The organism is Streptomyces sp. NPDC053755, assembly GCF_040677675.1.
In the GTDB taxonomy this organism is placed as follows: Bacteria; Actinomycetota; Actinomycetes; order Streptomycetales; family Streptomycetaceae; genus Streptomyces.
Genome location: NZ_JBFASK010000018.1, coordinates 1 through 13,708 on the forward strand (window position 1 = coordinate 1; position 13,708 = coordinate 13,708).

Annotated in this window: 13 protein-coding genes; 6 read left to right on the forward strand and 7 right to left on the reverse strand. The window is 73.5% G+C overall.

The window, feature by feature from the left end:
* Nucleotides 1-371 precede the first annotated feature (371 nt).
* Nucleotides 372-671 (forward strand): DUF1876 domain-containing protein, encoded by a 300-nt coding sequence (locus AB0K65_RS18505; protein ID WP_365717710.1) that lies wholly within the window; start codon nt 372-374, stop codon nt 669-671.
* 368 nt (nt 672-1,039) lie between these two features.
* Here the strand turns inward: AB0K65_RS18505 and AB0K65_RS18510 are convergent, their stop codons facing one another.
* The 5 genes from AB0K65_RS18510 to AB0K65_RS18530 all read right to left on the reverse strand — a co-directional run bounded on the left by AB0K65_RS18510 (nt 1,040) and on the right by AB0K65_RS18530 (nt 6,148).
* Complete coding sequence (locus tag AB0K65_RS18510; protein WP_365717712.1) at nt 1,040-1,666, reverse strand: CBS domain-containing protein; 627 nt, start codon at nt 1,664-1,666, stop codon at nt 1,040-1,042.
* A 237-nt stretch (nt 1,667-1,903) separates the two neighbouring features.
* Entirely contained in the window at nt 1,904-3,115 is a 1,212-nt protein-coding gene (locus AB0K65_RS18515; RefSeq protein ID WP_365717714.1) for a glycoside hydrolase family 64 protein, read from the reverse strand.
* 137 nt (nt 3,116-3,252) lie between these two features.
* Complete coding sequence (locus AB0K65_RS18520; protein WP_365717716.1) at nt 3,253-3,819, reverse strand: 3'-5' exonuclease; 567 nt, start codon at nt 3,817-3,819, stop codon at nt 3,253-3,255.
* Nucleotides 3,820-4,067: 248 nt separating this feature from the next.
* A complete protein-coding gene (locus AB0K65_RS18525; RefSeq protein WP_365717718.1) occupies nt 4,068-4,736 on the reverse strand; it encodes a GntR family transcriptional regulator in 669 nt (222 codons plus the stop codon).
* A gap of 62 nt (nt 4,737-4,798) precedes the next feature.
* Nucleotides 4,799-6,148: a CoA transferase gene (locus AB0K65_RS18530; protein ID WP_365717720.1), complete on the reverse strand. Its 1,350-nt coding sequence runs from the start codon at nt 6,146-6,148 to the stop codon at nt 4,799-4,801.
* A gap of 136 nt (nt 6,149-6,284) precedes the next feature.
* Between AB0K65_RS18530 and AB0K65_RS18535 the strand changes: the two genes are divergently transcribed.
* Nucleotides 6,285-7,478 carry an acyl-CoA dehydrogenase family protein gene (locus tag AB0K65_RS18535; protein WP_365717722.1) on the forward strand — a complete coding sequence of 398 codons (1,194 nt, stop codon included), beginning with the start codon at nt 6,285-6,287 and terminating at the stop codon, nt 7,476-7,478.
* Nucleotides 7,479-7,503: 25 nt separating this feature from the next.
* On the opposite strand, the gene AB0K65_RS18540 is transcribed toward AB0K65_RS18535, so the two are convergent.
* A complete protein-coding gene (locus AB0K65_RS18540) occupies nt 7,504-8,007 on the reverse strand; it encodes an FBP domain-containing protein (RefSeq protein ID WP_365717724.1) in 504 nt (167 codons plus the stop codon).
* A gap of 535 nt (nt 8,008-8,542) precedes the next feature.
* Here AB0K65_RS18540 and AB0K65_RS18545 point away from each other — a divergent pair.
* The 3 genes from AB0K65_RS18545 to AB0K65_RS18555 all read left to right on the forward strand — a co-directional run bounded on the left by AB0K65_RS18545 (nt 8,543) and on the right by AB0K65_RS18555 (nt 11,825).
* Nucleotides 8,543-9,880, forward strand: a complete 1,338-nt coding sequence (locus AB0K65_RS18545) for a streptophobe family protein (RefSeq protein ID WP_365717726.1) — start codon at nt 8,543-8,545, stop codon at nt 9,878-9,880.
* A gap of 118 nt (nt 9,881-9,998) precedes the next feature.
* Nucleotides 9,999-10,571: a dihydrofolate reductase family protein gene (locus AB0K65_RS18550; protein WP_365717728.1), complete on the forward strand. Its 573-nt coding sequence runs from the start codon at nt 9,999-10,001 to the stop codon at nt 10,569-10,571.
* Between the two features lie 621 nt (nt 10,572-11,192).
* Entirely contained in the window at nt 11,193-11,825 is a 633-nt protein-coding gene (locus tag AB0K65_RS18555) for a TetR/AcrR family transcriptional regulator (RefSeq protein WP_365717730.1), read from the forward strand.
* 40 nt (nt 11,826-11,865) lie between these two features.
* Here AB0K65_RS18555 and AB0K65_RS18560 read toward each other — a convergent pair whose 3' ends face one another.
* Entirely contained in the window at nt 11,866-12,672 is an 807-nt protein-coding gene (locus tag AB0K65_RS18560; protein ID WP_365717732.1) for a class II aldolase/adducin family protein, read from the reverse strand.
* 249 nt (nt 12,673-12,921) lie between these two features.
* On the opposite strand from AB0K65_RS18560, the gene AB0K65_RS18565 reads away from it, so the two are divergent.
* Entirely contained in the window at nt 12,922-13,590 is a 669-nt protein-coding gene (locus AB0K65_RS18565) for a ThuA domain-containing protein (protein WP_365717734.1), read from the forward strand.
* Nucleotides 13,591-13,708: the final 118 nt, after the last annotated feature.

Here is a 13,708-nt window from a genome sequence, read left to right on the forward strand (position 1 = left end):
GGACGCCGCGGGGCCCGCCCTTCGGGCGGACGGCGCCACTTTCGAAACACGCCCTGGCGTCATGGAGGGGCCTTTCGTGAGGAGACGTGCGGGATCACGCCGTCAACGCGGAAGCTGACGTGCCATCAGTCGTGGAGGCTCCACACGGTAACAAGGTGACGGCGGGTCACTCGGTAACCCGTCGGCGACGCCACCTGGGGCGGCGGGACGGCCGGGCGGGAGCGCCGGGCGTGGCGCACACCCGCACCGGGCGCCGTGGGCGATCGCCGGGCGGCCGTCGCCGCGCGCCCGCGCGCGCGGCGATGGATCCTGGGAGGAGGAAGGGGCGCGCGGGCCGTCCCGCGCTGCCCCGCATGGCGAGGAGGCAGACCATGACACGGCACCTCGAGTGGAAGGTCGGCCTGGAACTGGTCGAGGAGGCCGGCAGGACGAAGGCCGAGGCGCACCTGGACACGGGCACGTCGCACCTCACGGGCCGGGGCAGCGCGCGGTGCAACCCGGCCGACGTGGACGTACCGGCGATCGGCGACGAGCTGGCGGCGAGCCGGGCGATGAAGGATCTGGCAGGACAGCTGATGCGGGAGGCCAACCGCGACATGGAGGCGGCGGGCGCGGGCACGGTCCCCCAGCACACCGGCCCCGGCTACGGCTGGCCCGAAGCGGTCTCCTGAAAGGCGGCCTGCCGCCCGGTCGAGGGGCGGCGGGGAGGGGTGCGGGCGCCACGCGCTGGTGCCCGGCCGTCGCGACCGGCCGGACCGGTGCGCCGCTCCGATGGCCCGACGGGGCGGCGGGCGCGGTCGCCGGCTGCGGCGACGGGGCGGCCGGGGCGCCTGCCTGTCGGCCTCGGCGCGTCCACCCGCCGGACGGTGTGCGTCCCATGAGGAGCATCAGGACGGGGCGGCTCGACCAGTCGTGTCCACGCGCTCGTAGGGGTCGTCCGCGTCCTTGTGGGAGTCGTCCGCGTCGCTGAGGCGGATTCCCTGCGGCCGGGGGCGGGGTCAGGGCGGGACCCGCCCTGACCCCGCCGCAGCCCCGGCGGTCACGCTTCGGCCGTCGCCCCCGCCGCCCGGTCCTCGTCCTCGTCCTCGTACGAGAGGCGGTCGACCACCTCCACGACTCCGTCCACGTCCTCGCAGAGCCGCACGAACACCGGGGCGATGCTCTTGTTCGGCAGGGTGCCGGTCAGGGTCACGCGGCCCTCCGCGACGTCGATGTGGAGGGCGGCGGGCGAGAGGCGGAGGATGCGGGTGACCACGTCCTCCAGGATCTCCTCCTGGATCGCCCGGTCGCGCCGGAGGAAGAGCTGCAGCAGGTCGCTGCGGCTGAGCACGCCGATGAGCTGCCCGCCCGAGTCCACCACCGGCAGTCGTTTGACCCGGTGCCGTTCCATCACCCGGGCCGCCTCGACCGCCGTCCACGAGGGCCGTGCCACCACGACAGGGCTGGTCATCATGGCCTCGGCGGTGCTGGGACCGTCCTTCGTGGTGTGCCGGCGCAGCAGGTCCGCCTCCGACACGACACCGATGGGCCGGTTCGCCTCGTCGACGACGGGCACCGCCGTGATGCCGTACTCGTCGAGGAGCCGCGCGATCTCCTTGAACGGCGTCCCGGGCTGCACCGCCACCGCGGTCGGCGTCATCAGATCGGCGACACTGCGGTGCCTCATGGTCGGTCCCGTCCCTTCTCCGCTTCTTCAGCCATGATCCCTCACGCGGGCCCGGGATCGTGGACGCCCGGGGTCCGCTTGAGAGGTCGCGCCCCGAGGGGCCGGTGAGGGAGGGAGTACGCGCCGGACGGAGAGGCGCGGCACGGCGCGCGGGGCGGAGGCGGTGGCGGGCCCGGGGGTCCGGCGGTGGTCGACCCACCACCGGCCCCCGGGCCGGGGCCTGTGCGACAGGAGGCCCTAGTTGAACGGGTCGAGGGTCACGTACGCCTGCTGCGGGTTGCCGTCGTGCACCAGGGACTCGTGCGCGCCGACGTCGTCGAAGGCGAAGCCGTAGGCCTTGCCGTCCGCCATCTGGGCGTGGATCTTGCGGGAGTAATGGTTGGTCACCGCGTCCTTGTAGAAGTCGGCCGAGGAGGCGTCCGGCTGGTTGGGGTTGGTGAGGAGGGTGGAGCGGTTGTAACCGGCGCAGAGCGTACGGGAGATGGGGCCGCGGACCATGTCGTTGGGGGCGTCGAGCAGCTTGTAGCAGCCGAAGACGCTGTCGGAGTCCGGCTTCTGGAAGGACGTGACGAGCGCGCCGGACCCGTTGGTGAAGTTCATGACGTTGCCCGAGACCCGGCCGTAGTACTTGACCGAGGGCTGGTTGGTGAAGGGCGTCACCGTCAGCGTGGAGGTGGCGTACTTGGTCCAGACGCGGTTGATGTAGTCGTTCATGACGCCGGCCGGCAGCGCCCCCGCCTCGATGCCGTGGCCGGGGGCGAGCGCGCGCAGGACGGTGCCGTCGGCGCGCGTGTGGATGAGGTTCGCCCAGCCGCCGGGCTGACCGCGGAGCGAGTCGAAGAAGCCGCGGTAGCCGCCCGGCTTGAGCCGGCCGGTGGTCGCGACGGCCCCGCTGGGGCGCTTGACGCCGACGGCGTACGGCGCGGAGACCATGTCGACCTGCGTGCTGTTGAGCCACAGCCCGGAGTCGTTGAGCGTGTACTCCGACCAGTTGAACAGGATGTTCCTATTCGGGTCGCTCGGGTTCTGGACGGCGGGCTGCACCAGACCGCCCGTCGCGACCTTGAAGACGAGCTTCTGTCCGTAACTGAAGTAGATCCGGCCCGAGAACTTCGGCAGACGGATCGTCATGGACCCGCCGTTCGCCGGTCCGGCGATGGCGGCGTCCGGCGCGGGCACGGGGACGGAGCCCCCGGCCGGCCAGGGGTGGAAGGTGCCGCTCGCGTCGGCCCAGCCCTGGCGTCCGGTGGAGAGCTCCGTACCGAGGTTGTAGACGTAGACCGGCTCGGCTCGGCCGGAGTTGTTGGTGAACGTGAGCGGGATCGTGGCCGGGACGGCGGCCGCCTGGACGGTGGGGGAAGGACCGGCCACGGTGACGGCGGTGCCGATCAGCGCGGCGACGGCGAGGGGAGCGAGCAGGGTGAGCCTGCGGCGATGGCGGGAGGGCACGTGGGGCTCCTCGGGGTGGGGGGAAGGGTGGGGGCAGGCGCGTCCGAGCGGACGAACGCGCCTTGAGAGCGCTCTCAGAATGGTGAGAGTGAGGTGAGCCTGTCAATGGTTGTGACGGGTCGGCGGCGTTCCGGGGATCAGGGCGTGCGCGCGGGCCAGGCGCCGCGTCCGTGCAACCGGAGGACGAGCGCGGCGATGTTCCAGGCGTCGTCCTCGCCGCTGTGGTGCCGTCCCTCCAAGGGGAGTCCGGCGATCTCCAGCGCCTGGGCCATGCCCGGCCGCCGGGACAGCGTGTTCGCCTCGGTGAAGACGGCCTTGGCGTTGACGTGCCGGTGCCCGAAGGGGTACTCCGTGCCGGTCACCCGGCACTGGTGCGCGAACTGCTTGCGGTCGTAGTCGCCCCAACTCGCCCACGGCCGGGACCCGGCGGCGTGCTCGGCGGCCAGCAGCCGGCAGGCGGCGGCGAAGTCCAGGCCCGCGTCCACCTCCGCCTGGGTGAGTCCGGTCAGCCCGGTGCAGAACGGGCTCACCGTCGACCGGGCGGGCCTGACCAGGATCCGGTGCCGTCCGATCCGCTCACCCGCCTCCAGATCGACCACGGTGAGACCGATCTCGATGATCTCGCTCACCGCCCCGGGAGGCCGCTTGCCCTCCCAGCAGGTCGCCTCGACGTCGACGACGTTCACCAGCTCTCCGTGATCCATGGCGTCGAGGGTAGGGAGCCGAGGTCGCGCGCCGCACGCGGATTATCGCCCACGGGCGCGGACCCGCGGGTCGGTCCGGGGCCCCGTCCCGGGCGGGTGCCTTGCGGGTCGGTCCAGGTTTCGCCCACGGGCGCGGACGGCCCCGTCCCGGTCGGGTGCCCTGCGGGTCGGTCCAGGTTTCGCCCACGGCGCGGACCCGCGGGTCGGTCCGGGGCCCCGTCCCGGGCGGGTGCCGTGGGTCAGCTCGGCTACGCGTCCAGGTCGAGGACCTCGCGCAGCGCTGCCACCGCGTGGGCCCGGTGGTCGTGCAGCCAGCGCAGGGCGGCGTCGGTGTCGCCGTGGCGCACCGCCGAGATGACCGCCCGGTGCTCCCGCACGGCGCGCTCCCGGTTGGCGACCTCCGTGTAGTAGAGCGAGCGGTACGCGTCCGTGGAGTCCCACAGGGTGGCGATCAGTCGGACCAGCCGAGGCATTCCGGAGGCCTCGACGAGCGTGAAGTGGAACCGGCGGTTCGCGGCGGCCATCGCCGTCACGTCCCCGGCGTCGGCGGCCCGCTCCACCTCGCCCTGGATCTGCTCGAGCGCGGCGGTCAGACCGTCCGGGCCCCGGGACACCGCGAGACGGACGGCTTCCGTCTCCAGTAGCCCCCGGATGCGGTAGATCTCCTCCAGGTCGTCCAGCGAGAGTTCGGCGACGAAGTAGCCCCGGTGGACGTGGTGCACCACGAGGCCCTCGGCCTCCAGGGTCTTCAGGGCCTCGCGCAGCGGCACCCGGCTGACGTCCAGCCGCGCCGCTAGCGCGTCCTGGCGGATCTGGCCGCCCGGCTTCAGCTCGCCGCTGGTGATGGCGCGCCGCAGTTCCTCCAGGACGAACTGCTGGGCGGTCGGCGGCCGCCGCCTCTGTACCGCGCTGCTCATCGCCAGTGACCTTCCTTCGCTCGCTTACCGGCGGATCCGCGCTGCCGGTGCCGTACATCTTCCTATGAAGTGCGAGGGGGCAGCCCCAGCTCCGTGAGGACGGCCGCGGTGTGCTCGCCCAGTCGCGGGGGAGCGCGGTGGTAGACCGGCGGGGTGGCGTCGAGGGCGATCGGGTGGGCCACCTGGCCGGGTCCGGCGAGGGCGGCGGGGACGCGTGCGGCCACGCCGAGGCGGTCGGCGAGCGCGAAGGCGTCCGCCAGATCGTTGATCGGACCGCACGGCACCCCGGCGGCCGTCAGCTCCTCGAACCAGTCGCCTGCCGTCCGCGCGCCGAGCGGACCCGAGAGCGCCGCGACCAGCTCCTCGCGGTGGGCGACCCGGGCGGTGTTGTCGGCGAACCGGGGATCGTCGGCGAGGCCGGGTGTGCCCAGCCGCTCGCAGAGCGACCGGAACTGACGGTCGTTGCCCACGGCGAGCACCAGCGGCCGGTCGCTCGCCTCGAAGACCTCGTACGGGGCGATGCTCGGGTGACGGTTGCCCAGGGGCCGGGGCACGACGCCGGCGCCGAGATAGGCCGCCGACTGGTTGGTCAGGGCGGAGAGGAGCGAGCCGAGCAGCGAGACCTCCACCCGCTGTCCCTCGCCCGTCCGCTCCCGGTGCCGCAGCGCCGCGAGGATGCCCAGGCCCGCGTGGAGGCCGGTGACGACGTCGACGAGCGCGACGCCCGCCTTGGTGCCTGGACCGCCGGGCTCGCCCGTGACGCTCATCAGCCCGCCCATGGCCTGCACGAGCAGGTCGTAGCCGGGCAGATGGGCGCCCTCGGCGGAGCCGAAGCCGGTCACCGAGCAGTAGACCAGGCCGGGGTTGGAGGCCCGTACCTCCTCGTGGCCCAGGCCCAGCTTCTCCATCGTGCCGGGGCGGAAGTTCTCGACCAGGACGTCGGCGCGGTCGACGATCGCCCGGGCCGTCCCCAGATCCGTGGGGTCCGTCAGATCCAGGGCGATGGAGCGCTTGTTCCGGTTCACTCCGAGGAAGTACGTGGCCTCCCCGTCGGCGAAGGGCGGCCCCCACGCGCGGGTGTCGTCACCCGAGCCAGGCCGCTCGATCTTGATGACGTCGGCCCCGAGGTCGGCCAGGAGCATCGTCATGTACGGGCCGGCGAGCACCCGGCCGAAATCGGCCACGACGATGCCGCCGAGGGCGGACGCTCCGGTACGCGCCTCCGCGCCGTGTCCGCCCAGCGCCGCGGGGGGCTCCGCGCCGTGTCCGCCCTGCGTCGCGGGCGCCCCTGTGCCGTGTCCGGAAAGTCCCGCCCTGGCCCCACGGGTGGTCTCACCGTGCTCATCGGCTCCGGGGCGCGGCTGCCCGTGCTCCTGGGAGTGCCCCGGCGTTGCCGGTCGATCAGCGCGCATCCCGTTCTCCTCAGCCGGCGATCGGATCCACCGCGAACGTACGCATCGGACAAGGGATATTCAATACTGGATCCAAAATCCGATCTGCGGCTAGGCTTCGCCCCGCCGTGTTGCCGCAGCCGCCTGGAGGCCGTCCGTGAAGTCGCCCGCCGCGTCGAAGTCGTCACCCGTCCATCCCTTCGATCTCCTCGCCATCGACGGTCTGCTGACCGACGAGGAGCGCGAGATCCGCGCGACGGTCCGGGCCATGGCCGACCGCGAGCTGCGCCCGCACGTCGCCGGCTGGTTCGAGCAGGGGGCGATCCCGGCGCGGGAACTGGCCCGCGCACTCGGCGGCGCAGGGGTGCTCGGCATGCATCTGGAGGGGTACGGCTGCGCGGGCACCAGCGCCGTCGCGTACGGCCTGGCGTGCCTGGAGCTGGAGGCCGTCGACTCGGGACTGCGCAGCCTGGTCTCGGTCCAGGGCTCCCTGGCGATGTACGCCATCTGGAAGTACGGCTCCGAGGAGCAGAAGCAGCGGTGGCTGCCCGGCATGGCGGCGGGGGAGTACATCGGCTGTTTCGGGCTCACCGAGCCGGACGCCGGTTCCGACCCCGGGGCCATGCGCACCCACGCCAGGCGGGACGGCGGTGACTGGGTCCTCAACGGCACCAAGATGTGGATCACCAACGGATCGGTCGCGGACGTCGCCGTCGTCTGGGCCCGGACCGACGACGGCGTCCGCGGCTTCCTGGTGCCCGCCGGGACACCCGGCTTCAGCGCCCCGGAGATCAGGCAGAAGCTGTCCCTGCGGGCGAGCGTCACCAGCGAGCTGGTCCTCCAGGACGTACGGCTGCCGGCGGACGCGGTGCTCCCCGGCGCCCGGGGCCTCTCCGGTCCGCTCGGCTGCCTGAACGAGGCCCGCTTCGGCATCGTCTTCGGCGCCCTCGGCGCGGCTCGCGACTGCCTGGAGACGGCGATCTCCTACGCGGGGGACCGCGTCGTCTTCGAGCGGTCCCTCGCGTCCTACCAGCTCACCCAGCAGAAGCTCGCCGACATGGCACTCGAACTCGGCAAGGGCATGCTGCTCGCGCTGCACCTCGGCCGGCTCAAGGACGCGGGGCGGCTCGGCCCCGAGCAGGTGAGCGTCGGCAAGCTGAACAACGTGCGGGAGGCCATCGCCATCGCCCGCGAGTGCCGCACGATCCTGGGCGCCAACGGCATCACGCTGGAGTACCCCGTGATGCGCCACGCGAACAACCTGGAGTCGGTGCTCACGTACGAGGGAACCAGCGAGGTGCACGCGCTGGTCATCGGCAAGGCGCTCACGGGCGAGGCGGCCTTCCGCTGAGAGGCGGGGCCGCGGGGGGAGGTGCTCAGCCCGCCGTCACCTTGGCCAGGAACGCGTTCAGATTGGTCATCATCCGGTCGATCCGCTCCTCCGCCATCAGGGACTCCTCCTGGCGGCCCCCTCGCAGCTTGGGCTGCCGCTTCCCGCGGACGTACAGGGGACACGCGAGGTCGGCACAGACGTAGGTGCCGACCGTGTTCCCCTCGCGACCGCGGCTGCCCGCCAGCGGTGCGGCGAGCAGGGTGACCCCCGAGGAGGCGTGACCCGTCAGGCAGATCTGGCACAGGCTGGACTTGACCGCGCTGGTGCGGTTCGTCGCCGGCACTCTCAGGGAGACGCCGAGCGGGCCGTCCTCGCGGGGCACGACCAGATGGGCGCGCAGCGGCGCGCCCGGGTCGACCCACCCGAGGAAGTCGAGGTCCTCCCAGGGGAGTTCGGCGAAGTCGAGGGGCAGCCGGAGCCGGCTCGCCTCCCCCTTCGTGCAGTTCACGAAGGACGAACGGATCTGTCGGTCGGTAAGAGGTTCCACTCGTTGGACGGTACACAGACCCTCCCGGCCCCGGCATCCCAATTTCGGCGTCCCGCTCCGCCGACCGCCGCCCCGGGTATGCGAACTCGCCGCCCCCGCTCGTCCGGGAGCGCCGCCCCGGCCCGGAGGCGGCGACTCCCGGACCCGCACGCCACTCCGAGCACCACTCCGAGCGCCGCGCCGCGCCGCACGCCATTCCGAGCGCCGCGCGGGGCGCCGGGCCATCACCCGCCCGCGCGCCCGCCTGCACCCCGCGTGCCCGCCTGCACCCCACGCGCCCGCCCGCACTCCGAGTACCGCGCCGGGCGCCGCACGGACGTCTGCACCCGCCCGCGCGGCCGCCTGCACCCCGCGCGGCAGGCAGCCTCCCCTCCGCCCGGTCACCCCCTCCGCCCGGTCGCCCCCTCCGCCCGGTCGCCCCCTCCGCGGCCGTCCGCTCGCCCTCCGTCCGGTCGCCCGCCCCCGCACCGCGGCCGCCGTGTGTCGAACGCGCGCCCACAAGCGGACCGCCCCCGCCGGTACTAGCGTGGGCCGGGTGAGCAGTCACCTCGCTCGGTCCTGGGCGGAGGCCCTGGCCGCGGTCCTGGCCGGGTTCCTCGCGATGGCCGTCATGGCCGCACTCGGCCTCTGGGCAGCCGGAGCCGCAGACCTTCCCGGCGGCTTCGTCCCCCTCGTCGCCGCCGTCGTCGTCATGGCCGCCGGAGGCCGGATCGACGTCTCGGGCGACGCCGGCGCTCTCGCCGGCACCGACGCCGACCTGACCGCCATGCCGCTCACCGTCACCCTGGTGGGCGCGCTCGTCACCGGGGCCTGCTTCCTGCGCCCCCCGCGCCGGCACACCACGACCGGCACCGGCGACCTCCTCGTCCGGGCCGGAGGGATCGCCCTCCTCTGGCTCGCCGCGCTCGCGGCGCTGTGCGCGGTCGCGCGGCACGACTTCCACGTCAGCCTCGGAGGCCAGGAGCGGGAGGACCCGCTGGCCGACCTCTTCGGCGACCTCCTCGACGTGGTCGACCCCACCGTCGGCTTCCGTGCCGTTCCCGGTCCCACGCTCTTCTTCGGGCTGCTGTGGATCCTCGGCGTCCTCCTCATCGCCCTGCTGGTCTCGCGCCGGACCCCACTTCCGCCCCGGCTGCTGCGCCATCAGGAGAGTGTGCGCCCCGCCGCCTTCGCGATGCTCCTGCTGGTCCTCGCGTACGTCGTGATCGGCCTGGGCGTCGGCCTTGTCGTGGCCGGTATCAAGGGCCATCCGGCCGACACCTTCGCCGTCCTCCTGCTCGGCCTCCCCAACGTCGCCTGGCTCGGGCTCGGCGTCGGCATCGGAGGCTCCTGGGAGGGCAGGGTCGAGGGCCCCTTCGGCCTGCCCATGCCCCAGATCCTCGACGCGGTGCTGCGAACGCCTGAGGGCTCCGGACTCTCGACGGTCGACCTGTCCTCGCTGGCCGCCGAGGACTCCCGCGCCTGGTGGCTGCTCCCCGTCGCCGCCGTGCTCGTCCTCGTGGCGGCCTTCGTCGCCGCCGTCCGTTCACCCGCCAGGGTCCGCCCCTGGCAGCACGCCCTGCACCTCGGGATCGCCTTCGCGCTCACCATGCTCGTCATCGCCCCCCTCACCCTCGTCGAGGCGCGACTCGGCCTCTCCGTCCTCGGCATCGGCGAGCTGGGCTCCCTCGGCGGAGAGGTGGTGCTGCGCCCGCACGTCTGGAGGACGGCCGGCCTCGCCCTCCTGTGGGGCCTGGCCGCCGGGTTCGTCGGCGGCCTGCTCGCCTCCCGGGTCAGCCGCACCGGCGATGTCGCCCCTGACCGCCCCGGGCCCGGCGGCGCGTCCGCGCAACGTCATCGGGGTGACCGCGACGGCGCGGGCGACGACCGATGAGTTTTCGCGCCCTCCGCGGTCCCAGACCATGGCTGGTGCGCGGCGAGGAATCGTGTGATCCCCTCGCGTACGAGCCGCACTTGCCGAGAACCGGACACGAGACACCGAGGACATCCCGATGCGTACCCTGATCAGCACCGCCTTCATCTCCCTCGACGGCGTCGTGGAGGCCCCGGGCGGCGAGCCCGGCTACCGGAACTCCGGATGGACCTTCAAGGACGTGGAGTTCGTCCCGGAGGCGTACGAGATCAAGGGCCGGGAGCAGCAGGAGGCCACCGCGATGCTCCTGGGCCGGAACAGCTACCAGGCGTTCAGCCCGGTGTGGCCGGACATGGCGGAATTCGCCGCGTACAAGGTGATGCCGAAGTACGTCGTCTCCACCACCCTCACCGAGGACGACCTGGTGGCGAACTGGGGCGACACCACGATCCTGCGCTCGCTCGACGAGGTCGCCGCCCTGAAGGAGACCGAGGGCGGCCCGATCATCGTGCACGGCAGCGCGACCCTGAACCAGGCCCTGGCCGACGCCGGCCTGATCGACCGGTACCACCTGCTCGTCTTCCCGCTGCTGCTCGGCGCGGGCAAGCGACTGTTCAGCGCCACGGACAAGGACGCCCAGAAGCTGAAGCTCGTCGAGCACGAGACGTACGCCAACGGCCTGCAGAAGAACGTCTTCGACGTCGTCCGCTGACGCGGCGCCCCGTCCTCACCGGCGCTGACGCGAGACCCCGTCCTCGCCGACGCCGACGCGGCGCCCCGTCCTCGCCGGCGCTGACGCGGGACCCCGTCCTCGCCGCCGCTGACCGGCCCGTCCGGGCCGACGGCCCTCACCCCCCCCCGGGGACCCCCGGCGACGGAGCCCTCGACGGAAGAGGTCCTACCGTGGAGGGCCGAGGGGGAGTCCGGGGCGGTGCCGGAGCCGGGGGTTCCGGGGCCGGTACGGGAGGCGGGACCGGCGTCGGGTGCGGCGCGGGGGACGGCGGTACGGGAGGTAGGGGCTCGGACGCTCGCGGAGGCGGTAGGGGATCGGGCCGGCAGGGTCCGGGCTCGTCCGCCGTCCGGCGGCCCGGGTGGTCGCGCCCGAGGCGGTGGACCCGGTGCGGACGCGCCGGGCGCGTCCTCCCGCCGACCGTCAGGAGCGGCTCGGCTGCGGCGGGCGCGACGTGACGCTGTCCCATGCCTGGATTTTACCGTCCGGGGCCGATCCGGGCCCCGGACGGCGGCCGGTATCGTGGCCGGGTCGACCGTGCCGGTCCCGAGGCGGTCCTCGGGCGATCCGTGGGTCGGCTGTGAACGAAGGAGGGGCCCGTCCGTGCCGAAGGGTGTCACCAAGCGCCGGCCGCGCACCCGGGCCGCCCTGCTGGAGGCGGCCCTGGCGGCTTTCGCCGAGTACGGCTTCCACGCCACCTCGATCGAGCAGATCTGCGAGCGCGCCGGCTACACCCGTGGCGCCTACTACTCGAACTTCGCGAGCAAGGAAGAGCTCTTCCTCGCCCTCTTCGACGAACACAGCGACCGGATCGTGCGCCGGCTCGCCGAGGCGATCGACTCGCTCACGGCCGAGGAGTACACGCTGGAGCGGCTGGCCGAGCTCGCTTCGCGGGTCGAGCCCGAGGAGCGGGACTGGTATCTGGTCACCACGGAGTTCACGCTGCACGCCATTCGCGATCCGCAGGCGGCCTGGGTCCTGGCACGCCACGACGCGCGGCTGCGGGCGGAGATCGCCCGCGGACTGCGGACCGTGCTGCGCCGTGCGGGGCGCGAACTGACCGTGGACGCCGACCGGTTCGCCCGCCTGCTGATCGCCCTGCGCGAGGGCGGACTCGCGCAGAGCTACGTGGAGCCGGAGGCGCTGCCGCCGGGGAGTCTCGAACGGGAGTTCCTGACCCCGCTCCTGGAGGCGTCGACCCGCCCGTCCGGGGCCGCGGGCCGGCGGGACGGCTGACCTCGGCCGGAGAGGCGGACCCGCGGCCTCCGGAGCCTGATCAGTCGACGAGGTCGGGGTCCGAGGCCGTGATCCGATCCCACAGCGGACGGGCCTGGAACCAGCGGGCCAGAGGCGTGCCGACCTGCCCCCGGGTGATCAGCGCCGTCTCGCGGTCGATCGGCCGCGGCGTGCCCGCGGCCATCGCCGGCAGCTGGGCCTGGCAGGAGCGCTCCATGGTGACGAACCACCACACGGCCTCGGCGACCGAGTGCCCGACCGTGAGCAGTCCGTGGTTCTTGAGGATCACCGCCTTGTACGAGCCGAGCGCCTTGGCGACCCGCTCACCCTCCTCGCGTTCGTTGACCACTCCGCGGTAGTCGTCGTAGATCCCGTGGTCCTCGAAGAACGCGCAGGCGTCCTGGGTGATCGGGTCGAGCGGGATGCCGAGGCTGGAGAACGCCGTGCCGTGCAGGGAGTGCGCGTGCGCCGCCGCGACCGCGTCGGGGCGGGCGGCGTGCACCTGAGAGCGGATGACGAACGCGGCCCGGTTCACCGGCCGGTCGCCGTGGAACAGGGTGCCCTCGTGGTCGACGAGGATGAGGTCGGACGCCTTGATCCGGTGGAAGCTCCTGCCGAAGGGGTTGACCCAGAAGGCGTCCTGGCGTTCCGGATCGCGCACCGTGATGTGCCCGGCGACCCCCTCGGAGAAGCCGAACCGGCCGAAGAGCCGGAAGCCCGCGGCGAGTTGTTCCTTGCGGTGACGGCGCTCCTCCTCGACCGTGTCGAAGACGGGCGGCAAGGGCAGGGTGACCCCTTCCGGCACGGGTCCTACGGCGGCTGCCAGGGCGGGCGGCAAGGCCTTCACGTGGGCTCCTCCTGAAGGGAGCGGTGTCGTGGCCCGCCAGAAGATACAGAGCTGTATCCGATACGACAATGTAGCCGACGGCCGGTCGGCGCGGACGTTCCGAGGCACGGACGTTCCGAGGCGCGGGCGGTCCGGCGGTCGGGTGCTCCGATGGCGCGGCGGTCCGGTCGCGCTTGCGGCGGAGCGGGGTCCCTGGCTACGGTCCTCCGACCAGCCAGCGGAAAGCGCTTGCCCCCGGGAGCCTGCCTCGTGACGACGTCGGACGTCCTCATCTACACCCGTACGGCGGGCTACCGCCACGACTCCATCCCGGCCGGCGCGGCCACCCTCGCCGCACTGGCCGGCGCGGCGGGCTTCGGCGTGGAGACCACGGAGGATCCGGCGGCGTTCCGGCCCGGGCGGCTGGGGCGGTGCGCGGCGGTGATCTTCCTGTCCACCACGGGACCGGTCCTGGACCCCGAGGGCCGGACGGCCTTCGAGGCGTACGTCAGGGGCGGTGGCGGCTTCCTCGCGGTCCACGCGGCGGCCAACGCCGAACCGGACTGGCCCTTCTACGGCGAGCTGCTCGGCACCCGGTTCGCCGGCCACCCGGATATCCAGCCGGGCGTCGTGTGCGCGCAGACCCACGACCACCCCGCGACCGCCGGGCTGCCGACCCGCTGGGCCTGGACGGACGAGTGGTACGACTTCACGTCGAACCCCCGGGGCGCGGGCGTCAGGGTGCTGGCGACGGTGGACGAATCCACCTACGCCGGCGGCGCCCAGGGCCCCGACCATCCCCTGGTGTGGTGCCGCGAGGCCGACCGCGGCCGCGTCCTCTTCACGGCCCTCGGCCATGCGGCCGAGGCGTACGAGGACGCCGTCTTCCGCGCCCACCTGGCCGGGGCGCTGGACTGGGTGACCGCGGCGAGGTCCTGACGGGAGCGGGTCGCCCCGTCCGGGCACACCGGTCGCGCCGCCCGGAGAAGTCCCGTACGGCCGGCCCGCCTCTTCCCTCACGGGCACGGGACCCGTCACCCCGCGTACCGCTTCCGAT